21 protein-coding genes are annotated in these 25,331 nt (G+C 73.4%); 9 read left to right on the forward strand and 12 right to left on the reverse strand.

Features of this window, described 5'->3' with window-relative positions:
• Positions 1 to 69 precede the first annotated feature (69 nt).
• A complete protein-coding gene (locus GD632_RS14795) occupies positions 70 to 1,527 on the forward strand; it encodes a sensor histidine kinase (protein ID WP_152192984.1) in 1,458 nt (485 codons plus the stop codon).
• Here the strand turns inward: GD632_RS14795 and GD632_RS14800 are convergent.
• Both GD632_RS14800 and GD632_RS14805 read right to left on the reverse strand, forming a co-directional pair.
• On the reverse strand, positions 1,524 to 2,249 hold the full coding sequence (locus GD632_RS14800; protein ID WP_319633122.1) for a DedA family protein: 726 nt from the start codon (positions 2,247 to 2,249) through the stop codon (positions 1,524 to 1,526). The genes GD632_RS14795 and GD632_RS14800 overlap by 4 nt on opposite strands.
• Positions 2,246 to 2,494, reverse strand: coding sequence for a WhiB family transcriptional regulator (locus GD632_RS14805; protein WP_152192985.1), 249 nt, complete (start codon positions 2,492 to 2,494; stop codon positions 2,246 to 2,248). Before GD632_RS14805 ends, GD632_RS14800 begins: the two co-directional genes overlap by 4 nt.
• Positions 2,495 to 2,692: 198 nt before the next feature.
• On the opposite strand from GD632_RS14805, the gene GD632_RS14810 reads away from it, so the two are divergent.
• On the forward strand, positions 2,693 to 3,106 hold the full coding sequence (locus tag GD632_RS14810; RefSeq protein WP_152192986.1) for a hypothetical protein: 414 nt from the start codon (positions 2,693 to 2,695) through the stop codon (positions 3,104 to 3,106).
• Between the two features lie 37 nt (positions 3,107 to 3,143).
• Here the strand turns inward: GD632_RS14810 and GD632_RS14815 are convergent, their stop codons facing one another.
• The 6 genes from GD632_RS14815 to GD632_RS14840 all read right to left on the reverse strand — a co-directional run bounded on the left by GD632_RS14815 (position 3,144) and on the right by GD632_RS14840 (position 11,291).
• Entirely contained in the window at positions 3,144 to 4,772 is a 1,629-nt protein-coding gene (locus tag GD632_RS14815; protein WP_152192987.1) for a phosphodiester glycosidase family protein, read from the reverse strand.
• Positions 4,773 to 4,936: 164 nt separating this feature from the next.
• The gene (locus GD632_RS14820; protein WP_152192988.1) at positions 4,937 to 7,534 is read right to left on the reverse strand and encodes an ABC transporter permease; all 2,598 of its coding nucleotides are present in this window, start codon (positions 7,532 to 7,534) and stop codon (positions 4,937 to 4,939) included.
• Positions 7,534 to 8,283: an ABC transporter ATP-binding protein gene (locus GD632_RS14825; RefSeq protein ID WP_152192989.1), complete on the reverse strand. Its 750-nt coding sequence runs from the start codon at positions 8,281 to 8,283 to the stop codon at positions 7,534 to 7,536. The genes GD632_RS14820 and GD632_RS14825 overlap by 1 nt, the downstream gene beginning before the upstream one ends.
• Positions 8,284 to 8,441: 158 nt before the next feature.
• The gene (locus GD632_RS14830) at positions 8,442 to 9,134 is read right to left on the reverse strand and encodes a response regulator (protein WP_226924906.1); all 693 of its coding nucleotides are present in this window, start codon (positions 9,132 to 9,134) and stop codon (positions 8,442 to 8,444) included.
• Positions 9,131 to 10,582, reverse strand: a complete 1,452-nt coding sequence (locus tag GD632_RS14835; protein ID WP_226924907.1) for a sensor histidine kinase — start codon at positions 10,580 to 10,582, stop codon at positions 9,131 to 9,133. Before GD632_RS14835 ends, GD632_RS14830 begins: the two co-directional genes overlap by 4 nt.
• A gap of 4 nt (positions 10,583 to 10,586) precedes the next feature.
• A complete protein-coding gene (locus GD632_RS14840; RefSeq protein WP_152192991.1) occupies positions 10,587 to 11,291 on the reverse strand; it encodes an SOS response-associated peptidase in 705 nt (234 codons plus the stop codon).
• Between the two features lie 266 nt (positions 11,292 to 11,557).
• On the opposite strand from GD632_RS14840, the gene ligA reads away from it, so the two are divergent.
• The 3 genes from ligA to GD632_RS14855 are packed head-to-tail and all read left to right on the forward strand — an operon-like array spanning position 11,558 to position 15,566.
• Entirely contained in the window at positions 11,558 to 13,963 is a 2,406-nt protein-coding gene (gene ligA, locus GD632_RS14845) for an NAD-dependent DNA ligase LigA (protein WP_152192992.1), read from the forward strand.
• Positions 13,960 to 14,505, forward strand: a complete 546-nt coding sequence (locus GD632_RS14850) for a GNAT family N-acetyltransferase (protein WP_152192993.1) — start codon at positions 13,960 to 13,962, stop codon at positions 14,503 to 14,505. The genes ligA and GD632_RS14850 overlap by 4 nt, the downstream gene beginning before the upstream one ends.
• Positions 14,502 to 15,566, forward strand: a complete 1,065-nt coding sequence (locus GD632_RS14855) for a MupG family TIM beta-alpha barrel fold protein (RefSeq protein ID WP_193311503.1) — start codon at positions 14,502 to 14,504, stop codon at positions 15,564 to 15,566. The genes GD632_RS14850 and GD632_RS14855 overlap by 4 nt, the downstream gene beginning before the upstream one ends.
• 60 nt (positions 15,567 to 15,626) lie before the next feature.
• Here the strand turns inward: GD632_RS14855 and GD632_RS14860 are convergent, their stop codons facing one another.
• Together GD632_RS14860 and GD632_RS14865 are read right to left on the reverse strand one after the other, a co-directional pair.
• Positions 15,627 to 17,156 carry an aspartate-alanine antiporter-like transporter gene (locus GD632_RS14860; protein ID WP_152193008.1) on the reverse strand — a complete coding sequence of 510 codons (1,530 nt, stop codon included), beginning with the start codon at positions 17,154 to 17,156 and terminating at the stop codon, positions 15,627 to 15,629.
• 49 nt (positions 17,157 to 17,205) lie between these two features.
• The gene (locus GD632_RS14865) at positions 17,206 to 18,465 is read right to left on the reverse strand and encodes a phospholipase D-like domain-containing protein (protein WP_152192994.1); all 1,260 of its coding nucleotides are present in this window, start codon (positions 18,463 to 18,465) and stop codon (positions 17,206 to 17,208) included.
• A gap of 69 nt (positions 18,466 to 18,534) precedes the next feature.
• On the opposite strand from GD632_RS14865, the gene gatC reads away from it, so the two are divergent.
• Genes gatC through gatB form a run of 3 tightly spaced genes read left to right on the forward strand, consistent with a single transcriptional unit; the run spans position 18,535 to position 21,859 of the window.
• Complete coding sequence (gatC, locus tag GD632_RS14870; protein WP_152192995.1) at positions 18,535 to 18,834, forward strand: Asp-tRNA(Asn)/Glu-tRNA(Gln) amidotransferase subunit GatC; 300 nt, start codon at positions 18,535 to 18,537, stop codon at positions 18,832 to 18,834.
• A complete protein-coding gene (gene gatA, locus GD632_RS14875) occupies positions 18,831 to 20,354 on the forward strand; it encodes an Asp-tRNA(Asn)/Glu-tRNA(Gln) amidotransferase subunit GatA (protein ID WP_152192996.1) in 1,524 nt (507 codons plus the stop codon). The genes gatC and gatA overlap by 4 nt, the downstream gene beginning before the upstream one ends.
• On the forward strand, positions 20,351 to 21,859 hold the full coding sequence (gatB, locus tag GD632_RS14880) for an Asp-tRNA(Asn)/Glu-tRNA(Gln) amidotransferase subunit GatB (protein WP_152192997.1): 1,509 nt from the start codon (positions 20,351 to 20,353) through the stop codon (positions 21,857 to 21,859). The genes gatA and gatB overlap by 4 nt, the downstream gene beginning before the upstream one ends.
• 103 nt (positions 21,860 to 21,962) lie before the next feature.
• On the opposite strand, the gene GD632_RS16085 is transcribed toward gatB, so the two are convergent.
• Positions 21,963 to 22,247: a DUF6457 domain-containing protein gene (locus GD632_RS16085; RefSeq protein ID WP_193311504.1), complete on the reverse strand. Its 285-nt coding sequence runs from the start codon at positions 22,245 to 22,247 to the stop codon at positions 21,963 to 21,965.
• A gap of 193 nt (positions 22,248 to 22,440) precedes the next feature.
• Positions 22,441 to 23,007, reverse strand: coding sequence for a DoxX family protein (locus GD632_RS14890; protein WP_226924909.1), 567 nt, complete (start codon positions 23,005 to 23,007; stop codon positions 22,441 to 22,443).
• A gap of 205 nt (positions 23,008 to 23,212) precedes the next feature.
• On the opposite strand from GD632_RS14890, the gene GD632_RS14895 reads away from it, so the two are divergent.
• Complete coding sequence (locus GD632_RS14895) at positions 23,213 to 24,700, forward strand: NAD-dependent malic enzyme (protein ID WP_152192998.1); 1,488 nt, start codon at positions 23,213 to 23,215, stop codon at positions 24,698 to 24,700.
• The last annotated feature ends 631 nt before the right edge of the window (positions 24,701 to 25,331 follow it).

The following is a 25,331-nucleotide window of genomic DNA, read 5'->3' on the forward strand; positions in this document are numbered from 1 at the left end:
TTCAGTCGCCGGAGGTCCCAGCCTAGCGGTGACCGGCGACGGCGCACGGGCGGGCTATACGCTGACGGGGTGTCGACGCTCAGCGAACTCATTCAGGACCGCTCACGGCTCGACCCGCACAGCATCGAGCGGCTGCACCAGCTCGTCGGTGACTGGCAGGTCGTCTCCGACCTCTCCTTCGCCGACCTCCTCCTGTGCATCCCCATGGGCGAGGAGGACTTCCTCATCGTCGCCCACTGCCGCCCCTCGACGGGCGCGACCGTCTACTACGAGGACGTCGTCGGCCGGCTCATCCCCGCCGGGCGACGCCGGCTGCTGCGGCAGGCGATGGAGCGCCAGGTGCCCGTGCGCGCCACCGAGCCGCGCTGGATCGGTTCCCACGCGGTCCGCGAGGACGCCGTGCCCGTCGTCCACGAGGGCCGCACGATCGCGGTCATCTCGCGCCAGGCCAACCTCGGCATCACGCGCACCTCCAGCCGGCTCGAGCTCAACTACGTCGAGGCGGCCGACGCGATCTGCGCGATGGTCGCGCGCGGGGAGTTCCCCCAGCCCGGCTCGCCCACCGGCTCCCGGCGCGGGGCGCCGCGCGTGGGGGACGGGCTGTTCCGGCTCGGGCTGGACGGTGAGGTGCTCTACGCGAGCCCCAACGCGCTCTCGTGCTTCCACCGGCTCGGGGTCATCGGCGACCTCACCGGCAAGGTGCTCGTCGAGGCCGTCACCGACGTCCTGGACGGCGAGAGCCCGGTGGACGAGTCGTTGCCCGTCGTCATGACCGGCAAGGCCGCCTGGCGCTCGGAGATCGACGCGCACGGCGTCGTCGTCTCCTTCCGGGCCATCCCCATCACGGAGAACGGTCAGCGGCGGGGGGCGGTGCTCCTGTGCCGCGACGTCACCGAGGTGCGCCGCCAGGAGCTCGAGCTCCTCACCAAGGACGCGACCATCCGGGAGATCCACCACCGGGTGAAGAACAACCTCCAGACCGTGGCGGCGGTGCTCCGGCTGCAGTCGCGCCGCTCGAGCAGTGCCGAGGTGCGCGACGCGCTCGGCGAGGCGATCCGGCGCGTGTCGACCATCGCGCTCGTCCACGACATGCTGTCGCAGATCATCGACGAGATCGTCGACTTCGACGCCCTCTTCGTCCGGGTGCTGCGCCTGTCCGCCGACGTCGCGGCGGGGGAGGGACACGTGCGGACCGAGGTGCAGGGCAGCTTCGGTCAGGTCCCGGCGGACGACGCCACGGCGCTCGCCGTCGTCCTCACCGAGCTCGTGACCAACGCCGTCCAGCACGGGCTGGGGCCGACGGGCGGCACGGTCGTCGTCACCGCGCAGCGCGAGGGGGAGCAGCTCGACGTCACCGTGCGCGACGACGGCGCGGGGCTCGCGGAGGGCAGCGTCCTCAGCGGGCTCGGGACCCAGATCGTCTCGACGCTCGTGCGCGGCGAGCTCGGGGGCACCATCGACTGGCGCCCCGCCCCGGGCGGCGGCACCGAGGTCGCCGTCCGGGCGCACATCGCCGACGCCCGCTAGTCCGCGGCGCGATCCTCGCGGCGCCGCCTGCGGGCGCGGTCACGGCTGCCGGTGCGGCTCCACACGAACCAGGCGACCGCGCCGACCACACCGGCGATGACGACCCACTGGAGGATGCCGGCGTACTGCTCGACGACGTGCCAGCTCTCGCCGAGCAGGTAACCGGCACAGACGAGCACGGTGTTCCAGATGGCCGAGCCCGCCGTCGTCAGCCCGACGAACACGGGCAGCGACATGCGCTCGATGCCCGCCGGGATGGAGATGAGGCTGCGGAAGATCGGCAGCATGCGCCCGAAGAACACGGCCTTGGCGCCGTGGCGGTCGAACCAGCGCTCGGTGTCGTCGATGTCGCCGGCGTCGACGAGCGGCAGCCGCTGGGCGATGGCCTTGAGGCGGCGGATGCCGAGCGCGGCGCCGAGGCCGTAGAGGACCAGCGCGCCCACGACCGAGCCGAGGATCGTCCACAGGATGACCCCGACGAGCGAGAGCTCGCCCTGGCTGGCGGTGAAGCCGGCCAGCGGGAGGATGACCTCGCTCGGGATCGGCGGGAAGAGGTTCTCCAGCGCGATGGCCAGCGCGGCCCCCGGCCCGCCCAGGGTCTCCATGAGGTTGACGGCGAAGTCGGTGACCCCGCCGAAGAGCCCGCCGTCGCCCGACACGGAGGAGGCCCCCGGTGCCACGAAGGGCGCCGGGGGCCTGCTCAGCAGTGCGGTGTGGCTCAAGAGGCGCGACGAGCGCGGGCAGTCCGGCGCTTGAGGGCGCGGCGCTCGTCCTCGGACAGCCCGCCCCAGACTCCGGCGTCCTGACCGTTCTCCAGGGCCCACTTGAGGCACGTGTCCACGACGGGGCACCGGCGGCAGACCGCCTTGGCCTCCTCGATCTGCAGGAGAGCGGGCCCGGTGTTGCCGATGGGGAAGAAGAGCTCGGGGTCCTCGTTGAGGCAGGCAGCAGTGTGGCGCCAGTCCATGGCAACTCCTTCTTGGGCGCGACGGTGGGCCGTGATCGTCGAGGGGGGAAGTCCGACGCGGCCGGTGACTGCCTCCAACCCTCACACGGCCCGGACGTGCCCGACAAGGGGGTCGGGTCGGTGAACTGCAGGTGAAGTGGAGTGGTGTTGGTCACACGGCGGCGTCGGTCACAGCGAGGGGCGACGTACGCTGGCCCGGTGACCACCGAGCGCCCCGCGCGACCGCCGCTGCCCCTCGTCCTGGCCCTCCTCCTCGTCCTCGTCGAGGTCGGCGCGATGGCCGCGCTGGCGGTGGGGATGCTCGCCGAGGTGCTCGGCGGGGCCGCCGAGGGCGGTGCCGTCACGGCCGTGCTGGCGCTCGCCTTCCTCGGCCTGTGCGTCCTGCTCGTCGTCGCGTCGCGCGCCCTGTACCAGCGCCGGCGGTGGGGCAGGGCACCCCTCGTCACCTGGCAGCTCCTCGTGCTCGCGACGGGAGTCTCCCAGTCCGGCGTCATCCCGGGGCTGGTGGTCGCGCTCCTCGTCGTGCTCCCCGTCGCGGTCACCGTCGGGCTCCTCATCCCCCCGTCCGTGGCCTGGACCGACCGGACCACCCCACCCCGCGCGGTCGTCTAGCCCCCGCCCCGCGTGGTGGGCGGGCGGAGGCGCCTCGTCAGGGGCGAGCGGGCAGGACGAGGACGGCGTCGCCGACCGGGCGTTCGCCGGCAGCGTCGGACGGGACGGTGAGCAGGCGGTCCTCCACCACCATCGCCGTCGACCCTCCGCCGTCGAGGTTGAGCGCCTCGCGCAGACCGAGCCCGACGGCGACGTCCGCCGCCTCGGGGATCGACAGGCCCAGGGCGTCGGTGCTGCGCCCGTCCGCCGTGGCGAGGACGAGCCGGCCGCGCTCGTCGACGCCGGCCAGCGTGCGCGGGTTCCGCTTGTGGGCCCAGCCGTAGTAGAAGCTCGGGTTGTCCGCGTGCACCATGCCGTCCGCCGCGGCCGTGACGTGCCGCCGACCGTCACGGACGAGCTCGGGGCCGCCGTTGACGACGGACGGGTAGCGGCTCGGGTGCACGGTGCGGCCGTCCTCGTCGGTGAGGGAGGTCCTCACGTCCAGACGGGTGCCCTCGGGGGCGAGCGCCCGCAGGACGGGGACGAGGTCACCGGTGGCCTGCACGGTGCTGCCCCCGGCGGGGACGGGCCCGCCGCGCGCGTCGCGGACCTCGGTGACCCGGCCGCTGCGGTCGAGGACCACCTCGACACCGTCACCGGCGGGGGTCCGCTCCGCGTAGGCCGGGGTGAAGACGACGATCTCGTCGGGGTCGGTGCACGTGACGTCGTGCAGCGGCAGGGAGGTGGGGACGTCGTCGAGACCGCCGCAGTTGCGGACGAGGCCGGGGACCCGGTTGAGGCCGTCGAGGGGCAGGCGTGTGCCGCCCGCCCGCAGCTCCCCCTCCCAGTCGAGGCGCTCCACCTCGGTGCGCCGGGCGTCGGGCCGGAGGAGGAGAGCGGGACGGTCACCGACTGGCTCGCTGAGGAGCTCGCCGTCGACGACGGACACCCCGGCGGGGTCGCCGGGTGCGCCGGCCTGCGGGTCGAGGACGAAGAAGCCGCCGTTGACGGCGGCGAGCGCGCCGGACAGGGCGGCGAGCTCGGAGGTGGTCTCCCGCTGCTCGACGTCCGGGCCGAGGGACGCGGCGACCTCACCGCGGAAGTGGCGGGGGTCCACGGTGAGGACGTCGATGCGCCACGGCCCGCGGTCGTCGTCGCCGTCGGCGTCCCAGGCGGTGGAGAGCGTGGAGCCGCGGTGGCCGGCGGCGATGACGCGCTCGCGGGCGGCGTCGGCGGACGCACGGTCGGGGAAGGAGCCCACCCGCACCCGCCAGCCGAGGCTGCCGCCGGGGAAGTCGGCGACGGCCTCGGTGCGGACCTCCTCGACCCGGGCGTCCAGGCCGGCGTCACGGAGCTCGGCGGCGACCTCCTGCGCGCTCGCACGGTCGCGCAGCGCGGTGGGCGGGGCGTCCGGGTCGGGCGAGCCGGAACCCGCCGGCACCGAGACCTCGACCGTCCACGGGTAGGTGGCCGTCGTCTCCCCGCGCACGATGCGGGTGAGGGTGACGCCGGGGGCGAGCCGCTCGGTCTCGCGCGTCTCCGGGAGGCCCGCGGCGCCCAGGGGGAGCGTGGGGCCGGGGTCCGCCGCACGGGGTGGCTCGGCGAGCGCGACGAGCGGCAGGGCGAGCACGGCCGCCGTCGTCGCGGCGAGGACGACGGCGCCGCGGCGGGCACGGTGCTGGGGCATGAGGGGCCTCCCGGGTCGGTGTCGCCCGTCGGCGGGCGCGGCACCGCCAGTCTCACCGTCGTGCGCGGGCGGCGCCACAGCACACGTGGACCCCGTCACGTCCGGGGACGTGACGGGGTCCGTCGTCGTCGGGCGCCGGCCCCTCCAGCCCGGCGCCCGACGGGCTACTCGGCCGCGAGCGCGGCCACGGGCGGCGTGCGCACGGCGCTGCGGGCGGGCAGCACCGAGGCGGCCAGGCCCGCGAGGAGAGCGACGACGACGATCGCGGCGAGGTGGGTCCAGGGCACCGCGAGCTCGAGCTCCCCGGACGGACCGAGCAGGACCGCCGTCCCGGCCCAGCCGTACAGCAGGCCGAGGACGGCACCGATGAGCACGCCGGCCAGGGCGAGGAAGACGCCCTCGACGGCGAGCATCCGTCGCAGCTGGCCGCGGGTCAGGCCCATGGCGCGGAGCAGGGCGGACTCGCGGCGCCGTTCGATGACCGACAGCGACAGCGTGTTGGCGACCCCGATGAGGGCGATGACGACGGCGACGGCGAGCAGCCCGACGACGATCGCGAGCAGCGTGTTGATGACCTGCTCGAAGACCTCCCGCTGAGCGGCCGGGCCGTCGACGTACGGCGTGCTGTACATGGCGTCGGGGTCATCGTTGCCGGCGGCCGACTGCGCCTCCGTCAGGCGGTCGGAGACCGCCGTGATCGTCGCGGCGTGCTCGCTGCCGGACAGGCGTGCCCACAGCTCCGTGACGGGCGCGTCGGGGGCGATCGCCTCGCGCAGCCCGGCCGGGGCGTAGGCCCAGTCGCCCGGGCCGTCGACGGAGACGGTCAGCTCCGCCCCGCCGAGGGTGAGCGACTGCCCGTCGGTGACGCCCGCCGTGCGCGCCCAGCCCGACCCGACGAGGAGCGTGTTCGAGCCGAGGCCCTCGAGCAGCGACTCGTCGAGCACGACGCCCTCGGCGGCCTCCTTGTCGATGAGGCTGACCGTGGTCTCGATCTCGCCGTCGGGTGTCGGGAAGGTGACGACCGCCTCGGAGACCTCGAAGGTCTCGGCGACGTTCTCCGTGCGCTCGACCGTCTCGAGCTGGGCGGGGGTGAGGGCGCCGGCCCGGCCGGTCTCCGGGTCCCAGGCGCTGGACGTGACGACGAGGTCGACAGGGAACTCGCTGCGGAGCATCGCGTCGAGGCTGGCGCGGGCACTGACCGCCCCGGTCGACATGAGAGCGACGAGGGTGACGCCGATGACGAGCGCGGTGGCGGTCGCGGCGGTCCGGCGTGGGTTGCGGACGGCGTTCGCCGTCGCGATCCGGGCCGGGGTGCCGCCGCCCAGGCGCCGTGCGACGGCACCGAGGGTCCGGACGACGGACGGGACGACGAAGACCATGCCGAGCATGACGCCGGCGAAGGACACGAAGCCGCCGAGGATCCCGAGCGCGAGACCGCCGAGCAGGGCGGTCTCCTCGCCGAGGTCGGAGGCCGCGAGGAAGGGGGCGACGGCGACCATGACGCCACCGGTGACGATGAGGAGGAGCGAGGCGACGACCCGCCGGCGGGAGGCGCCCCGGGGGTCCGGCGGCTGCGGCGGGCGCAGCGCGGCAAGGGGCGAGACCACCGTGGCTGCCCGTGCCGGCGAGAGCGCGGCCAGCACGGTGACAAGGGCTCCGGTGACGACCGGGACGATGACGGCGGCGGGGGTGATGCTCACGCTCTCGGGGATCGCGAACGGCAGGTCCTGGGCGCCGAGCACCCACAGGGCGCCCTGCGCCAGGGCGGTGCCGAGGAGGAGGCCGCCGACCCCGGCGACGACGCCGAGGATGAGCGCCTCGGTGAGCACCGAGCGGCGCACCTGCCGCTTGGTCGCCCCGACGGCACGCAGGAGCGCGAGGGTGTGGGTGCGCTGGGCGACGAGCACCTGGAAGGTGTTGGTGATGACGATGGCCGCGACGAACATGGCCAGCGCGCCGAAGGCGAGGATGACGGCGCTGAGGACGTAGGCCTGGCCGGTGAGCTCCTCCAGCCGCTGCTGGGCGAAGGACTCGCCCGTGTAGACGGACGCCTCCGGCAGCACCTCGGCGACGTCCGCGGCCAGCACCTCGGGGGAGACGCCGTCGGCGGCGCGCACGAGGACCTCGTCGAAGGCGAGGGCGCGGTCGGTCGCGCCCACCCACGCGTCGCGCTGGGCCTCGGTGACGAGCACGGTCGAGCCGGCACCGACGAGTGGGGAGGGGTCCTGCAGGAGCCCGACCACGGTGAGCTCGTCCTCGGTGACGGGGTTGGTCTCCTCCACGCCGGCCGGCGCGGGCAGGTAGACGTCCGCGGACAGGGTGAGCGTGTCACCGAGACCGATCTCCAGCCGCTCGGCGGAGGAGGCGCTGAGCGCGGTCTCGCCCGGCGCCGTCGGGAACGCGCCGTCGAGGAGCGTGGCGCCCGAGAGGCCCGGCGAACCGACCGTCTCCACCGAGGACCAGTCCTGACGTCCGCCCGCCACGAGCGAGCCGAAGATGGTGAGGTGGCCGTCGGCGACGGTGACGCCGGGCAGTGCGCGCACCTCGTCGAGCTGGTCGGGGGTGATGAGCTCGGCGCCGGCCGGGACGACGACGTCCGCGTCGGCGATGTCGGCGGTGACGGCGCCGTAGGTGGTGTCGCGGATGACCGCGGTCCCCAGGAGGGTGGCGGCGATGAAGGCGGTGCCGAGCACGATGGCCAGCCCGGCGGCGAGGAGGCGGCCGGTGCTGCGCCGCATCTGGGTCAGGGTGAGGCGCAGCATCAGGCGTTCACCGTGCGCAGCGCGTCGAGGCCGGCGAGGACCGACTCGGGGGTCGGGCTCTGGATCGTCCCGGCGATGCGGCCGTCGGCGAGCAGGACGACGCTGTCGGCGTAGGACGCCGCCGCCGGGTCGTGGGTGACCATGACGACCGTCTGGCCCAGCTCGCGGACGCTGGTGCGCAGGAAGGAGAGCACCTCCGCGCCGGAGCGGGAGTCGAGGTTGCCGGTGGGCTCGTCGGCGAAGACGACCTCGGGGCGGGTGATGAGGGCGCGGGCGATCGCCACGCGCTGCTGCTGACCACCGGACAGCTCGCTGGGCCGGTGAGTGAGGCGCTCACGCAGGCCGAGGGTGTCGACGAGGGTGTCCAGCCAGCCCTGGTCCGGGGTCGTGCCCGCGAGCTCGCAGGGCAGGGTGATGTTCTGCAGCGCGGTGAACATCGGCAGCAGGTTGAAGGACTGGAAGACGAAGCCGACGCGCTCGCGGCGCAGGAGGGTGAGCGCGGTGTCGCCCAGGCTGGTGAGCTCGGTGTCACCGAGCACCACCTGGCCGTCGGTCGCGGTGTCGAGGCCCGCGAGCAGGTGCATGAGCGTGGACTTGCCCGAGCCGGACGGGCCCATGATGGCGGTGAACTCACCGGCCGCGAAGGCCACGTCGACGCCGCGCAGGGCGTGGACGGCGACGTCTCCGCTGCCGTAGACCTTGCTCAGGGCACGAGCGCGGACCGCTGCTCGGCTGGGGGAAGTGCTCACAGGGGGTTCTCCTCGGTGGGGCGGCGGTGGGCCGCGTCTGGTGATGTCACCGACGCTACGAGCGCCGCCCCCGGCACCGCGTCGTGCCGTGGACCCGTTCTCGGGTCATCCCGTGGTCGTACGCCGGGCGGACCGTGTCCGCCCACCGGCGTGCCCTGCTAGGAGCCGGGGGTGACGAGGCCGGTCTCGTAGGCGACGACGACGGCCTGGACGCGGTCGCGCGCGCCCAGCTTGGCCAGCACGCGCCCGACGTGGGTCTTGACCGTGGCCTCGGCGACGTAGAGCTCCGCCGCGATCTCGGTGTTGCTGCGCCCGCGCGCCATGAGGACGAGGACCTCGCGCTCGCGGTCGGTGAGGGTGTCCAGGACGGCGGGAGGTGCCTTCTGCTCGTCCGGCAGGATCTGGGCGAGGTGCTCGATGAGCCGCTTGGTGGAGGAGGGGGCGATGACCCCGTCGCCCGCGTGGACGGTGCGGATGGCGTCGAGCATGTCCTCCGGTGGCACGTCCTTGAGGAGGAAGCCGCTCGCCCCCGCCTTGATCGCGCGCATGACGTACTCGTCGAGGTCGAAGGTCGTGAGGATGACGACCTTCGGGCCGTCGCTGCCGCGGCTGGTCAGCTCCTCGGTGGCGGTGAGCCCGTCCATGCCCGCCATGCGCACGTCCATGAGGACGACGTCGGCGGCGTAGGACTCGAGCATGCGCAGCGCCTGGGCGCCGTCGGAGGCCTCGGCGACGACCTCCATGTCGGGCTGGGAGTTGATGACGAGCGCGAAGCCGGCGCGCACGAGCTGCTGGTCGTCGACGAGGGCGACGCGGATGCGGATGGGGGAGGGCTGTGGGGGAGTGCTCACGGCGTTCCGTTCTGCTGGGGCTGCGGCCATGATGCCGGAGCCAGCGGAGCGCCGTCGCCCGCGCCGAGGAGGAAGGCCGGTGACTGGCCCCCCGGCAGCGGGATCTCCGCGCGCACCCGGTAACCACCCCCGGGCTTCGCCCCCACCTCCAGGGTGCCGCCGAAGAGCGCGACGCGCTCCTGCATGCCGACCAGCCCGTGCCCGGCGCCGTCGCTCGTCGCAGCGGCGCCGCGGCCGGTGTCGTCGACCTGGATCGAGAGGCGCTGGGTGGACCACTGGAGCATCACGGTGGCGCTCGCGGTGGGCCCGCCGTGCTTGAGCACGTTGGTCAGCGCCTCCTGGCAGATCCGGTAGACGGTGAGCCCGAGGCCCGGGGGCAGCGGACGGGCCTGGCCCACGCGCACGAGGGAGACGTCGAGACCCGAGGAGCGCACCTGCTCGACGAGCGTGTCGAGATCCGCGTCGATGGGCTGCGGGGTGGTGGTCTCGGGCTGCCCGTCGGTGCCGGGCGCGCGCAGGACACCGAGGATCTTGCGCATGTCCGCGAGCGCGGCACGGCCCGTCTCGCTGATCGTCGTCAGAGCCCGGACGGCGGCGTCGGGGTCGGCGGTGGCGGCGTAGCGACCGCCGTCGGCCTGGGCGATGACGACGGACAGGGAGTGGGCGACGACGTCGTGCATCTCGCGGGCGATCCGCGAACGTTCGGCGGCCGTGGCGATCTGCGCCTGCTGGTCACGCTCGATCTCGAGGCGGCGGGCACGCTCGGACAACGTCTCGGTGTGGGCGAGCCGGCTGCGCCGCACCAGCCCCATGGCCCAGACGAACAGGGACACGACGCCGAGGAGTGCGCCGATGACGGTGATGAAGATGAAGTCGTTGAGGGAGAACCGGAGATCCAGGGAGCCGCCGCCGCCCGCCACCCCGGGCCCGGAGGACGCGGCGAGCCACCCCGCCAGGAGCAGCCCCCCGAAGATCGCGCTGACGAGGGCGAGCCGGCCGGCCCACACGGGGCCGTGGACGGTCACCGAGTACAGGGCGACGAAGATGAGGACGTCGGCGACGACGAGGGGTGCCCCGCCGAGGAAGTGGAGGAGCGCCGCCGCATAGACGACGACGGCCGAGGGCACGGGCCGCGACCGGCGCCAGTAGAGCGCGGCCGGCATGACGATCGAGGCGACCGTCGCGAGGAAGATGCTCGGGGCGCTCGGGTAGGACGCCCCGGAGAGCAGTGAGGGCAGCGCGACGAACACCGCCAGCCCGAGGGCCAGGAGCAGGTCGGTGGTGCGGCTGCCGCCGCGCAGTGCCGGCGCGGGCGCGGTGGGTGCGCCCGTGAAGGTGGGCTGTGTGGCGCCCTGCCACGGTGGGGTGCGGACCCGCTGGCCGGGCTGCGGAGGCGGCGGGGGGTAGGGCCCCGAGGGGGAGCCGGGCGCGCTCGGCGGGGTGCTCACCGGCTCAGTCCACCGGTTCGATGAGGGCCGGGGAGTCCACCCGGACGTTGCCGACCTGCGGGCCGACGCGGTGGAACTCCATCCGGGGCCGCTCGGGGGCGATGGCCGCGAGTGCCTCCTCGGGCGCGGTGACGGAGGGGTCCAGCCACTGTGCGACCGCGGCGCGGCGCAGGACGACGGGCTCGCGGTCGTGGATGCCGGCGAGCTGGGAGCGGGCGGGCTGGGTGAGGATGGTCGTGGACAGGAGCCAACGGCTGGGGTCGTTCTCGTCCTTGCTCGGGTCGCGCCAGAAGGCGTAGAGCCCGGCGAAGGCGAGCGGGGCGGCGTCGGCCCGGTGGATGAAGTGGGGCGTCTTCGAGCCGTCGGGGTTCTTGCGCCACTCGTAGTAGCCGTCGGCCGGCAGGATGCAGCGGCGGGTGCGCAGGGACTTGGCGAAGGCGTTCTTCTCCGCGACCGTCTCGATGCGGGCGTTGATCATCCGCGCACCGATCTTCGGGTCGCTCGCGAAGGGCGGCACGAGGCCCCAGCGGGCGGCGTGCATCTGTCGGCCGGCGTCGGCCTCGGCGCGCTCGAGCACCACCCTGACCTGGTCGGTGGGCGCCACGTTGAAGGAGGGGTGGACGCCGATCGCGTCCTCCGCGATCTCGGCGACGTCGAAGGCGTCAGCGAGCTCCTGGGCCTGACGGAAGGAGGCATAACGTCCGCACATGGTCATAGCGTGCCAGGGGCCCCTGACACCCGGCGTCCCCCGTGGGTCTGACCTCCCGGGTCCACCCGCAGGTGGACCTCGACGGGCGTGGGCCGGCGGCCAGCAGCCGGGCGAAGGCCTGCGGGTCCCCCGGCCGTCGGCCTCCCGGACCAGGCCCGCAGCGAGCAGCGTGTCCGGTGCCCGACGTCGGCGGGGGGCCCCGCCCCGCACCGGGCAGCACGGCGCCATGCTGTGCCGGTGTCGGTGCGGCCGGGCATGATGCCTCGGTGAGCACTCCCGACGCCGACCTCCCCGTCACCGCCCCCGCCGAGCCCGCGCCGCAGGCGCCGCCGGAGGCGCGCGAGCGCTGGACCGATCTCGCCGAGCAGGTCGAGGCGGCACAGTTCGCCTACTACGTCCGGGACGCGCCCACGATCTCCGACGCCGAGTTCGACGCCCTCTTCCGGGAGCTCGAGGAGCTCGAGGACCGCCACCCCGACCTGCGCGGACCGGACTCGCCCACCCAGCGGGTCGGGGGCACCTTCTCCACGGAGTTCGCCACCGTCGAGCACCGCCAGCAGATGATGAGCCTGGAGGACGTCTTCTCCCTCGAGGAGCTCGCCGAGTGGGTCGCGCGCGTCCAGGGCGAGATCGGCCGCACCGACGTCGCCTTCACCGCCGAGCTCAAGATCGACGGGCTGGCGGTCAACCTCACCTACGAGCACGGCCGGCTCGTGCGGGCCACCACCCGCGGGGACGGCCGGGTGGGGGAGGACGTCACGCTCAACGTCCGCACGATCGAGTCGGTGCCCACCGAGCTCACCGGGGACACCCACCCCGCCCTCATCGAGATCCGCGGCGAGGTCTTCTTCCCGGTCGCGGCCTTCGAGGAGCTCAACGCCTCGCTCGTCGCGGCCGGCAAGGCGCCCTTCGCCAACCCCCGCAACTCCGCCGCCGGCTCGCTGCGGCAGAAGGACCCGCGCGTGACGGCCTCACGGCGCCTCGACGTCATCGCCCACGGCGTCGGCGCCGTCGACTGGGGCGGGGTCCCGGCCGAGGCCCGGCCCACGACCCAGCACGGGATGTACGAGCTGGTCGCCTCCTGGGGGCTGCCGGTCTCGCCGCAGACCCGCCGCGTGAGCAGCCGCGCCGAGCTCGAGGAGATGATCGCCCACCAGGGCGAGCACCGGCACGACGGCGTGCACGAGATCGACGGCATCGTCGTCAAGGTCGACGACCTCGCGCTCCAGCGCCAGCTCGGCGCCACCTCCCGGGTGCCCCGCTGGGCGGTGGCCTACAAGTACCCGCCGGAGGAGGTCAACACCCGGCTCCTCGACATCCGGGTCAACGTCGGGCGCACCGGGCGCGTCACCCCGTACGGCGTCATGGAGCCCGTCCTCGTGGCGGGCTCCACGGTCGCGATGGCCACGCTCCACAACGCCAACGAGGTGCGCCGCAAGGGCGTGCGCATCGGGGACACCGTCGTGCTGCGCAAGGCCGGTGACGTCATCCCGGAGATCGTCGCCCCCGTGGCGGACCTGCGCGACGGCACCGAGCGGGAGTTCGTCATGCCCACCGCGTGCCCCTCCTGCGGCACCCCGCTGGCGCCCGCCAAGGAGTCGGACGTCGACCTCCGCTGCCCCAACGCCCAGCACTGCCCCGCGCAGCTGTCCGCCCGGGTGGAGTTTATCGCCTCCCGCGGCGCGCTGGACGTCGAGGCGCTGGGGGAGGAGGCAGCCCGCGCGCTGACCAACCCCGACGCCCGGCGGCAGGCGGCGCTGGACGCCCTCGCGGCGGGTGGGGTGATCGAGACGGAGGACGGCGCCGTCGAGCTGCCCGAGGGACAGCCGCTCCCGCACGACGACGACGCCCTGGCCACCCTGGGCGTGCCCCGCCCCCAGCGCCCCGTGCTCACCTCCGAGGCCGGGCTCTTCGACCTCACGGTCGACGACCTCGCCGACGTCCGCACCTGGTACGAGGTCCGCAAGGACGGCGAGCCGACCGGCAGGTGGGCGCTGCGCCGCTACTTCTGGACCGAGGACAAGCACCTCCCGGCGACCCGCTCGCGGGCGGCCCGCACCGAGCCCGGTGGCCCCAAGGCCAACACCGTCCGCATGCTCGAGGAGCTGGAGAAGGCCAAGGCACAGCCGCTGTGGCGGGTGCTCGTCGCCCTCTCGATCCGGCACGTCGGGCCGACCGCCGCCCGCGCCCTGGCCACCGAGCTGGGCTCGATCGACGAGATTCGCTCCGCGACGCTCGAGCGGCTCGCCGCGGTCGACGGCGTCGGCCCGACCATGGCCGAGGCGGTCAAGGACTGGTTCGCCGACCCGGACGACGGTGAGGAGGCGAACTGGCACCTCGAGGTCATCGACTCGTGGGCGCGTGCCGGTGTCCGGACGGCCGACGACCGCGACGAGTCCCTGCCACGGACCCTCGAGGGCGTGACGGTCGTCGTCACCGGCTCGCTGGAGCACTTCTCGCGGGACAGCGCCAAGGAGGCGATCATCGCCCGCGGCGGCAAGGCCTCCGGCTCGGTGTCGAAGAAGACCGACTTCGTCGTCGTCGGCGAGAACGCCGGTAGCAAGGAGGACAAGGCCCGCGAGCTCGGCCGGCCCATCCTCGACGAGGCCGGCTTCGAGGCGCTCCTCGCCGGTGGCCCCGCGGCCGTCACGCCCGACGGCGGTGACCGGTGACCGCGCCCGTGGGCACCGTCGCTGTGCGCGCCGTCGACCCCACCGACGCCGACCGGCTGGGGCGGGTCCTGGCCGACGCCTACGTCACGGGCGAGGTCATCGGCCCCGAGGACGGGTACGCGCGGGACCTGCGCGACGTCGCCGGGCGGCTGCCGCACGCCGTCGCCGTCCTGGCCGCCTACGACGGCGGAGAGGTCCTCGGCGGTCTGACGCTCGTCGAGGCGGGCACACCCGAGGCGGAGGTGGCCGTCCCCGGCGAGCTGGAGATCCGGATGCTCGCCGTCGCGCCGCAGCACCAGGGGCGCAAGGTGTCCCTCGCGCTCCTCGCCGCCGCCGAGGAGCTCGGACGTGCCCGCGGCTACGACGCCCTCGTCCTGTCCTCGCTGCCCGCCATGTCGGCGGCGCACCGCGTCTACCACCGGTACGGCTTCGACCGGGTGGTGGAGCGGGACTGGGTGGCCGACTGGGACCCCCGGGCGCTCGCCGACGGCACCGCCCCCATGCTCAGTGTCTACCGCCTGCCCCTCGAGGAGACCCCGTGACGAGCTTCGGACTGTCCGCCTACTTCCGCCACCTCGACGTCGCGGAGCAGGTCTGCGCCACCGCCCGCGAGGACGGCTTCACCATGCTCTTCGGCTCCCTGCACGTGCCCGAGGAGCCCGACGGCGACTTCCGCGCCCGCATGCAGCGGGTCGGGTCGATGGCCCAGGACGCCGGCCTCGGTCTCGTCGTCGACATCTCCGGCCCGTCCCTCGCGGCGGTCGGGCTGGACGTGGCGACAGCGGGAACGATGCGTGAGTGGGGCGTCAGCGCCCTGCGGGTGGACTACGGGCTGAGCGACGCGGACATCGTCGCGCTGTCCCGCTCGATCCCGATCTGGTTCAACGCCTCCACCGCCACGGCGGGGGACTTCGAGCGCCTCGTCGGGATGGGGCTGCGCACCGAGGGCATCGGCATCTCCCACAACTTCTACCCCAAGCCGTGGACCGGGCTGGCCGACGAGTTCCTCGACACCCAGACCCGGATGTTCCACGAGCTCGGCTTCACCGTCCAGGCGTGGGTGCCCGGTGACGGCCTGCGGCGCATCCCGCTCGGCTTCGGGCTGCCCACCCTCGAGCGCCACCGCGACGTCCACCCGCTGGCCGCGGCGCTGGACCTGCGTCGTGCCGGCATCGACGACGTCTTCGTCGGTGACCCGTCCCTGTCCGAGCGCACGCGCCGCGCCTGGCGGGCGTGGGCGCTGGAGGACGTCGTCGAGCTCGAGGTCGAGCTCACCGCGCCGGTCCCGCAGGCCGTCGCGGAGCGGCTCACCGTGCTCGACCGCAACCGCACCGACGACGCCGCCGCCATGGTCCGTCTCGAGGGCGCCCGGGGCGCGCTGGCCGACGTCGCGATCCCCGCCGGCCCCACCGTGGGGCGCGCGCTGGGCTCGGTGACCGTCGACAACGACGCCGCCGGCCGGTACAAGGGTGAGATCGCGATCCAGCGGGTCGACCTCCCGGCCGACGCGACCGTCAACGTCGTGGGCCACGTCGTCGCCCAGGACCACGACCTCCTCAGCCGCATCGCCCCCGGCCAGCGGGTCCGCCTCCGCCTCCGCTGACCCGCACGTCCCTCGCACGCCGACGGACGAGTTCATCCGGGGCGTGGGCGACCGTCCTCCTCAGAGGATGACGACGACCTGCACGAGGAGGATCTTGGTGATCATCCCGACGGCGAAGAGCGCGGCGTAGCCCGCCTCCACCCGTTCGTCGGTCACCCGGGAGCTGGCGTAGGCGAGGATCGCCGGCTGCCCGACGAAGCCGGCGAGCCCGCCCGCCGTGCGTGCCGTGCTCTGCCCGAGGAGGCGAGCGGCGAGCACGAAGCCCGCTCCGGCCAGCGCCGTCAGCACCGCCCCGGCCAGGACCACGCGCAGCCCCAGCCCGGTGAAGGCCTGCGCGACGAAGGCCTGCCCCGAGGCGAGGCCGGTCGCCCCGAGGAAGAGCAGCAGACCGAGCTGGCGGATGGTGAGGTTCGCCGAGCTCGGCAGCGTCCACACGATGGGTCCGGTCCGGTCCAGCCGCCCCAGCACCATCCCGACGACGAGCGGTCCGGCCGCGGAGCCGAGCGCGAAGGCCACGCCGCCCGGCAGCGGGAGGGTGAGTAGACCGAGGAGGAGCCCGACGGCGACGCCGGTGCCCAGGGAGAGCGGGTCGATCTCGCTCACGCGCCGTTCGGAGTCACCGAACAGCTCGGACAGGGCGGTGAGCTGCCCCCGCGGGAAGACGACCCGCACCCGGTCCCCGAGCTGGAGGACGAGGTCCTCGTGCGCGAGCAGGTCGGTGTCCCCCCGTCGCACGCGGGTGACGACCCCGTCGAAGCGCCCGGGGATGTCGAGCTCGTGCACGGTACGACCCGCGACCCGCTGGTCGGAGACGACGAAGCGCCGGAAGTGGACCACCGAGCGGTCGTGGGCCAGGTGTCGGTGCACCCGCCGGCCCAGGTGCGCGACGGCGTCGTGCACGGCCTGGCGCGACCCGACGACGACGACCCGGTCACCGGGCCGCAGCTCCTCGTCCTCGTCGACCACGCCCATCCGCCCCTCCCGCTCGAGGTAGGACAGGCGCACCGTGCCCTCGCGGTAGCCGGGGATGTCCCGGAGCGGGCCGGGGTGGAGCACCTCGGCACTCACGTCGACGAGCCCGATCCCCGCCCGGGGCTCCGGGTCGCGCGCCGAGGTCCACGGACGGGAGACGACGACGGCGACGAGCAGGATCGTGACGACCACGCCGAGCGGGTAGGCGAGGGAGTAGCCGATGGCGGGCTCCTGGGTGCCGGTCGCCGTCGTCGCGGCGGCGAGGGCCGGTGTGGCGGTGAGCGATCCGGCGAAGACCCCGCCCACCATGCCCGCCGGGATGTCCAGGACCCGGCCCAGGACAACGGCGCCGCCGGCCACGACCGCGAGCACCCCCGCCGCGGCCGCGAGTGTCGGCAGCTGGGGGCGCAGGTCGCGGAAGAAGCGGCCCCCGGCCGCGAGGCCGACCATGTAGACGAAGAGCACCAGCCCCAGGGTCTGGACCAGACCGAAGCCCTCGCCGAGCCGCGGGTCCAGCGCCCCGACCGCCAGGCCGACGAACAGGGCCCCGGCGGCGCCGAAGCGCACCGGGCCGAAGGGCACCATGCCCAGCAGCGTCCCCGCCGCCACGACGAGCATGATCGTCAGCAGCGGGTTGGCCGCGAGGAGGTCGACCACGCGCCGGCCCTCAGAACAGCCAGCGCAGCGGGTGGAGGAGCTCCTCGCCGACGCGCGCGAGGTGGGACCGCTGCTCCCACTCCTCGATGGTCAGCTGCCGGGCGTTGGTGAGGTCGGTCGCGAAGACCTCCTCCATGTGCGCGGCGAGGTCCTCGTCATGGATCTCGAGATTGATCTCGAAGTTCCCGAGCATGGACATCCGGTCGATGTTCGTCGTGCCGATGGTCGTCCAGCGGCCGTCGACGGTCGCGGTCTTCGCGTGGACCATCGCGCCCTGGTAGAGCCAGATCGCCACGCCGCCGCGCAGGATCCTGTCGTAGAAGGACCGGGCCACCCAGTCGGCCAGGACGTGGTTGGACACCTCGGGGATGAGGACCCGCACGTCCACGCCGCGCCTGGCGGCGCCGAGCATGGCCTCGAGGAACTCGGGGTCGGGGATGAAGTAGCCCTGGGTGATGTAGACGTGCTGGACGGCGCGGTCCATCGCGTCGATGTAGGCACCGCGCACCGGGAACAGCATCGAGGAGGGGGTGTTGCGCGCCGCGCGGATCCGCGAGTTCCACGAGTGGGCCCCGCGGTCGGCGAGCTCGGGGTGGTGGGGCTCGCGGTGGGCGTTCCAGAAGTCGACGAAGGCGTTGTCGAGCTCCCAGACGGCCGGGCCCTCGACCCGCAGGTGGGTGTCGCGCCACTGGGTCGCGTACAGCTCACCGATGTTGTAGCCGCCGACGAAGCCGACCTCGCCGTCGACGACGAGGATCTTGCGGTGGTCACGGCCGGACTTGCGCATGTTGAGCGTGAGCAGGCCGGGGCGCCACAGCGGGAACTTCAGCGTGTGGACGGAGTCGGGGAAGCGCTTGAAGGCCGGCGGGACGACGAGGTTGCCCCAGGAGTCGAAGACGACGTAGACCGCGACGCCGCGCTCGGCGGCGGCGATGAGCTCGCGCTTGAACTCGTGGCCGACGGAGTCGTCCTTCCAGATGAAGGTCTCGAAGAGGATGTACTCGCGCGCACCGCGGATGGCCTCGAGCATCGCGGCGTAGATGTCCTCGCCGTAGGTGTAGACGGTGAGCTCGGAGTCCCCGACGTCGACTCCCACCGGGGCCGTGCGAGGGAAGTCACCGCCGGGCGGCTGGCGTCGCTTGCGCAGCGTGTCCACGCCCCAGACGGTGGTGGCGGCGGCGAGCTGGGCACCGGCCAGCCCCAGGACACCCCACTTCACGGCGCGACGGACCCGTGGGCGCAGCCAGTGGCGGACCGTGCTCAGCTTCATCCCCCCAACCTAGAGCAGCATGCGCGGGCCTCGCGGCCCCCCGGGCCGGGGGCGATAGACTCGGCAGCCATGTCCACCATCAACGCAGCCGAGGTTGCGCGCGTCGCCGCGCTGGCCCGGATCGAGCTCACGAACGAGGAGGTCGAGCGCCTCGCCGGGGAGCTCGGCGTCATCGCCGACGCGGTCGCCCAGGTCGGTGAGCTCGTCGGTCCCGACGTGCCCGCCACCAGCCACCCGATCCCGCTGGCGAACGTCATGCGGGAGGACGTCGTGGAGCAGCCGCTGTCCGTCGAGGCCGCCCTCTCGGGCGCGCCAGAGAGCGCGGACGGGCAGTTCCTCGTGCCGCAGATCCTGGGGGAGGACGCATGAGCGAGCTCATCACCGCGACTGCCGCCGAGCTGGCGGAGCGCCTGCGCTCCACGGAGGTCAGCTCCGTCGAGGTGACCCAGGCGCACCTGGACCGCATCAGTGAGGTCGACGGCGCCGTCCACGCCTTCCTCCACGTCAACGGTGAGGAGGCGCTGGCCACCGCCCGCGACGTCGACGAGCGCCGCGCCCGCGGTGAGGAGCTGCACCCGCTCGCCGGTGTGCCGATCGCCGTCAAGGACGTCGTCGTGACCAAGGGCCAGCCGACGACGGCGGCCTCGAAGATGCTCGAGGGCTGGATCCCTCCCTACGACGCCACCATCGTCGAGCGGCTGCGCGCCGCCGGCCTGCCGATCCTCGGCAAGACGAACCTCGACGAGTTCGCCATGGGCTCCTCGACCGAGCACTCCGCCTACGGTCCCACCCGCAACCCGTGGGACCTCGAGCGCATCCCCGGCGGCTCGGGCGGTGGCTCGGCCGCCGCCGTCACCGCCTTCGAGGCACCCCTCGCGATCGGCACCGACACCGGTGGCTCGATCCGCCAGCCCGCCGCCGTCACCGGTTCCGTCGGGATCAAGCCCACCTACGGCGGCGTCTCCCGGTACGGGCTCATCGCCCTCGCCTCGAGCCTCGACCAGGCTGGACCGGTCTCCCGCACCGTGCTGGACTCCGCGCTGCTGCACGAGCTCATCGGCGGTCACGACCCGCGCGACTCCACGTCCCTGCCGGACCCCGTCGGGGACCTCGTCGCCGCCGCGACGGCGCAGGACCTGCGCGGGCTGCGGGTGGGCGTGGTTCGTGAGCTCGGGGGCGAGGGCTACCAGGCCGGCGTCGAGGCGAGCTTCACCGCCGCCCTCGACCTCCTGCGCGAGGCCGGGGCGGAGATCGTCGAGGTCTCCTGCCCGAGCTTCGCCTACGCGCTCGCCGCCTACTACCTCATCCTCCCCGCCGAGGCGTCCTCCAACCTCGCCAAGTTCGACGGCATGCGCTTCGGCCTGCGCGTCGAGCCGGCCGAGGGGCCGCTGACCGCCGAGCGCGTCATGGCCGCCACCCGTGGTGCCGGGTTCGGCGACGAGGTCAAGCGCCGCATCATCCTCGGCACGCACGCGCTGTCCGCGGGCTACTTCGACGCCTACTACGGCAGCGCCCAGCAGGTGCGCACGCTCATCCAGCGCGACTTCGCGGCCGCCTTCGAGCAGGCCGACGTCCTCGTCTCGCCGACCACCCCGACGACGGCGTTCCGTTTCGGGGAGAAGCTCGACGACCCGCTGGCCATGTACCTCAACGACGTCGCGACCATCCCCGCGAACCTCGCCGGGGTGCCGGGCATCTCCGTGCCGAGCGGCCTGAGCGACGACGGCCTGCCCGTCGGCTTCCAGGCCCTGGCCCCCGCCCGCCAGGACGCCCGGCTCTACCGGGTCGGCGCAGTGCTCGAGCGGATGCTCGACGAGCGCCGCGGGCACCGGCTGCTCGCCGACGCCCCGTCGCTGCCCACCACCGTCTCCCAGGAGGCCGCCCGATGACCGCGACCACGCCCGCGCTCGTCGACTTCGACGACGCGATCACCCGGTACGACCCCGTGATCGGGATCGAGGTCCACGTCGAGCTCGGGACCGCGTCGAAGATGTTCGACGGCGCGCCGAACGACTTCGGCGGGGAGCCCAACTCCCACACGACGCCCGTCTCCCTCGGACTGCCGGGGACCCTGCCGGTCATCAACCGCACGGCCGTGGAGTACGCGATCCGCATCGGCCTCGCGCTGGGCTGCGAGATCGCCGAGACCTGTCGCTTCGCCCGGAAGAACTACTTCTACCCGGACGTGCCGAAGAACTTCCAGACCTCCCAGTACGACGAGCCCATCGCCTTCGACGGGCAGGTCGACATCGAGCTCGAGGACGGCACCGTCGTGCCGGTCGCCGTCGAGCGCGCGCACATGGAGGAGGACGCGGGCAAGAACACCCACGTCGGCGGCGTCGGGAACCGGATCCACGGGGCGGAGTACTCGCTCGTCGACTACAACCGCGCCGGGGTGCCGCTCGTCGAGATCGTCACCCACCCGATCACCGGCACCGGTGCCCGGGCGCCGGAGGTGGCCCGCGCCTACGTGAGCACGCTGCGCGACCTCTTCCGCGCGCTGGGCGTCTCGGAGGCACGGATGGAGCGTGGCAACGTGCGCGCCGACATCAACGTCTCGCTGCGGTCGGGCCCGGACGCCCCGCTCGGTACCCGCACCGAGACGAAGAACGTCAACAGCTTCCGCTCCATCGAGCGGGCCGTCCGCTACGAGATCTCCCGCCAGGCCGCCGTCCTCGACGAGGGCGGGACGGTGGTCCAGGAGACGCGACACTGGCACGAGGACACCGGTACGACGTCGTCGGGGCGCGTGAAGTCCGACGCCGAGGACTACCGCTACTTCCCGGAGCCGGACCTCGTGCCGCTGGCGCCGAGCCGCGAGTGGGTCGAGGAGATCCGCGCCAGCCTGCCCGAGATGCCAGCGCTGCGCCGTCGGCGCCTGCAGGGGGAGTGGGGCTACGCGGACGCCGAGATGCGTGACGTCGTCAACGCCGGCGCCCTCGACCTCATCGAGGCGACCGTCGCCGCCGGCGCGGACGCCTCCGCCGCCCGCAAGTGGTGGATGGGCGAGCTCGCCCGCACCGCCAAGGGCGTCAGCGTCGAGCTCGCCGACCTGGCGATCACCCCGGCGGAGGTCGCCGAGCTGGCCGCGCTCGTGGAGTCGGGCCGTATCAACGACAAGCTCGCCCGCCAGGTGCTGGCCGGTGTGCTCGCGGGGGAGGGCGGGCCGGAGGCGGTCGTCGTCGCCCGCGGCCTGGGGGTCGTGTCCGACGACGGCGCCCTCATCGCCGCCGTCGACGAGGCTCTGGCCGCCAACCCCGACGTCGCCGAGAAGATTCGCGGCGGCAAGGTGCAGGCAGCCGGCGCGATCGTCGGTGCGGTCATGAAGGCGACCCGTGGCCAGGCCGACGCCGGCCGCGTGCGCGAGCTCATCATGGAGCGCGTCGGCGCCTGACCCACCCGGGCCGCACGTGTGCCGAGAGCGGAGCTGTTCCCCCCAGAACGGCTCCGCTCTCGGCGCGCCGGGCGGCGCGTGGGCGGCGGGCGGTGCTGGTCGGTCAGCGCGCCGTCCGGGAGGCGACGAGCCGTTCGACGGCCTCGGCCCGCTCCGTCACGTCCCGCACGGTGGAGCCGGCGTCCAGCTCACGGCCGGCGGCCCCCACCGACAGTCCGACGAGGAAGGCGGTGAGCGGGGCGCCCGGGCGCGTGGGTCCGTGGGCAACCTGGCCGACGAGTGCGAGGAGCTGTTCCGCGGTGCTCTCGACGATCGCCGGGTCCAGCCCGAGCTCGTCGCACACGTCGCGCAGCCACTCGTGCATCTGGGCCATCCGCTCGTCGCTCACGGCCGGTCCTCGGGCGTCGATGCGCCGGCCCCGGCGGGGTCGCGCTCGCCGGCCTCACCGGGGCGGCGACGGTAGGACGTGTGGACCTCGGGCACGTACTCGGTGCTGTCGTCCATGCGCGTCATCGTGGCACAGCCGTCTCGCGGGACGCACGAGCGCCGAGGACCGTGCGGTCCTCGGCGGGTGCGGCGGGTCAGCGGAGCCAGCTGTTGCCGACCTTCCCGGCCCACCACCTGCCCAGGCCCCACTTGTCGCCGGAGAGGGTCACCGCGGCGATGATGAGGAGCAGCGCCTCCATCCAGTGCGAGTCGACGACGGGGTTGGTGCCGTGCTCGCCCACCCAGGGAAGGGCGACGACGTACATGAAGGCCATGAGCAGGGTGCCGCTCACGGCGGCGATCCGCAGGCCCGCCCCGGTGATCATCGCGACCCCGATGCCCAGGAGGCCGAGCATGAAGACGATGTCGCCGAAGGGGTTGAGGAACAGGGACTGGAACAGCTCAGCCAGCGGCTGCTCCGGCGGGAGGTTGCCGAGGTAGCCCTGGGCCGGCGTCCCGCCGTTGATCCAGGCCCGCTCGCCCGGCGTCGAGAAGCCGAGTCCGAAGGTCTTGTCGAGGAACGCCCACAGGAAGTAGAACCCGACGACGATGCGTCCCACGGCGAGCGCGGCCTGCGCGCCGGGCCGGGTGACGATGTCGTCCATGTACAGGGTCCTACCGCCCTGGGCGGATCCTCTGGCGGGGGTGGTCGTGGTGGCCATCGGAGCTCTCCTTGCTGAGGGTGGTGCGCTGGGGGTGCTGTCATGCACAAGCGTCCTCTTCGGACTAGTCCGGCAAACGGGGCCAAGGTCCCGACTTCGGGGGACGTGACGCGCCGCGGCGGCCTGGAGCGGCCCGCAACCGTGGAGGTGGTCGATAATGGCGCTGGTCGCGACGTCGCGGCCACGGCGAGAGGACACGACACCGATGGCACTGCCCAGCCCGAGCTACACGATCACGATGCGCGTGCAGGTTCCCGCCTCGCAGGCGGCCACGAGCGAGCTGGTGGCGGCCGCCGCCGCGCAGGGTGCCTCCGTCACCGGCGTCGACATCGCGCAGTCGAGCACCGACCACCTCACGGTCGACCTGACCTGCGACACGATCGACGGGCCGCACAGCCAGCGCGTGGTCGACGCGCTCGACGCCCTGGACGACGTCCACGTCCTCAAGGTGTCCGACTCGACCTTTCTCATGCACCTGGGCGGGAAGATCGAGGTGGGCCTCAAGGTGCCGCTGCGTACCCGGCGTGACCTCTCGCGCGCGTACACGCCCGGGGTCGCCCGGGTCTGCCTCGCGATCGCGGAGCGGCCCGAGGACGCACGGCGGCTCACCATCAAGCGCAACACGGTCGCGGTCGTCACCGACGGGACAGCGGTCCTCGGGCTGGGCGACATCGGGCCGGCCGCGGCGCTTCCGGTGATGGAGGGCAAGGCGGCGCTGTTCAAGAAGTTCGCCGGCGTCGATGCGTGGCCGGTGTGCCTCGACACGACGGACACCGAGGAGATCATCTCGATCGTCAAGGCTCTGGCCCCGGTGTACGGCGGGGTGAACCTCGAGGACATCTCGGCGCCGCGCTGCTTCGAGATCGAGCGACGACTGCGAGCCGAGCTCGACATCCCCGTCTTCCACGACGACCAGCACGGCACGGCCATCGTCGTCCTCGCCGCGCTCATCAACGCGCTCAAGGTCGTGGACAAGCGGATCGAGGACGTCCGCATCGCTGTCGCGGGCGTCGGCGCCGCAGGCTCGGCGGTCATCCGCCTCCTCCACGCCCAGGGGGCGCGCAACATCGTCGGGTTCGACCGGGACGGCGCCATCCATGCGGGCAGCGACACCCCGGGTGAGCACCACCAGTGGATCGCGGAGAACACCAACCCCCACGGCTTCACCGGCACCCTGCAGGAGGGGCTGGAGGGTGCCGATGTCTTCATCGGGGTCAGCGCGGGGGACATCCTCACCGGCGCCGACATCGCCCGCATGGCCGAGCGCTCCATCGTCTTCGCGCTCGCGAACCCGGTCCCCGAGGTCGACCCGATCGAGGCGGCCGCCTACGCCGCGGTCGTGGCGACCGGCCGGAGCGACTATCCCAACCAGATCAACAACGTGCTCGCCTTCCCGGGCCTCTTCCGCGGGCTGCTCGACGCCGGCGCCCGTGACGTCACCCAGGAGACGATGAGGCGAGCGGCCGTTGCCATCGCGAGCGTCGTCGGGGACGACGAGCTCAACCCCTCCTTTGTCATCCCCGGCGTCTTCGACAGCAGGGTCGCCGAAGCCGTGGCCGACGCCGTACGCGAGGAGGCCGAGGAGGCCCGTGCGGCCGGCCGCTCGCCCGCGCTCGCGGACCAGGCGGCCGAGGACGCCCGGGTCACGTGGCCCGGGCGTCAGCCAGGCGACGAGGACGTCCATGTGCCGTGAGGCACACACCGGCTGACGAGCACTCGAGCGGGCGGACCTTTCAGCGGAATCATGCGGGTTCCGCCCTGCGCGGTGACCGCCTTCGACCGGCTTGACCGGCGGTCCGTCGCCTGCCTATGATTCTCGAGCCGGCAAGGGAGGCACGGACACGAAGAGCTGAGAGGCTCGGTGGCCGGTTCCGCCGGAACGACAGCTGAACAGGACGCCGCTCAGTCGGCGCCTCGTCGGTCAGTCGGAACTCGACAGGGTTCAGGGCGGCGTTCGCACTGCGAGCGCGATGCGCTGGGTCGTGTCGGGACAGACAGCGATAGCCCCGATCCGGGTCTGCACGGGTGTGTGGTCCTGGCGGTGTGTGTCTGTTTCTTGAGAACTCAACAGTGTGCCAAGTTTTTGATGCCAAATATGGTCCTGGTGTCTGGCTTGTTCGTCTGCCGTTGTGGTGGGCGTGGGTCGGGTGTCGGGGTTGTTAGTTTGTTTGGTTGATGCTTGCCCGTGGTTCCTCGTTTCTGCGGGTGGGTGTTTGCCTGGATCGCTCGCTGCTCTTTTGGGTGGTGGGTGTTTCTTCGTATGGTTGTTACCCCCTTTGTGGGGTGGCGATAGACATTTACGGAGAGTTTGATCCTGGCTCAGG

Origin of the sequence: Georgenia satyanarayanai, from assembly GCF_009193135.1 — a bacterium.
Classification (GTDB): domain Bacteria; phylum Actinomycetota; class Actinomycetes; order Actinomycetales; family Actinomycetaceae; genus Oceanitalea; species Oceanitalea satyanarayanai.

Bases quoted from the DNA above. Each gene is read 5' to 3' on its own strand.
- GD632_RS14895 (WP_152192998.1), top strand. From the start codon at position 23,213: ATGGCACTGCCCAGCCCGAGCTACACGATCACGATGCGCGTGCAGGTT.
- GD632_RS14820 (WP_152192988.1), bottom strand. From the start codon at position 7,534: ATGCTGCGCCTCACCCTGACCCAGATGCGGCGCAGCACCGGCCGCCTC.
- GD632_RS14890 (WP_226924909.1), bottom strand. From the start codon at position 23,007: ATGGCCACCACGACCACCCCCGCCAGAGGATCCGCCCAGGGCGGTAGG.
- gatB (WP_152192997.1), top strand. From the start codon at position 20,351: ATGACCGCGACCACGCCCGCGCTCGTCGACTTCGACGACGCGATCACC.
- GD632_RS14840 (WP_152192991.1), bottom strand. From the start codon at position 11,291: ATGTGCGGACGTTATGCCTCCTTCCGTCAGGCCCAGGAGCTCGCTGAC.
- GD632_RS14860 (WP_152193008.1), bottom strand. From the start codon at position 17,156: ATGCTCGTCGTGGCGGCGGGGACGCTGCTGGGCATGGTGCCCTTCGGC.
- GD632_RS14815 (WP_152192987.1), bottom strand. From the start codon at position 4,772: ATGCCCCAGCACCGTGCCCGCCGCGGCGCCGTCGTCCTCGCCGCGACG.
- GD632_RS14805 (WP_152192985.1), bottom strand. From the start codon at position 2,494: ATGGACTGGCGCCACACTGCTGCCTGCCTCAACGAGGACCCCGAGCTC.
- gatC (WP_152192995.1), top strand. From the start codon at position 18,535: ATGTCCACCATCAACGCAGCCGAGGTTGCGCGCGTCGCCGCGCTGGCC.
- GD632_RS14865 (WP_152192994.1), bottom strand. From the start codon at position 18,465: ATGAAGCTGAGCACGGTCCGCCACTGGCTGCGCCCACGGGTCCGTCGC.
- gatA (WP_152192996.1), top strand. From the start codon at position 18,831: ATGAGCGAGCTCATCACCGCGACTGCCGCCGAGCTGGCGGAGCGCCTG.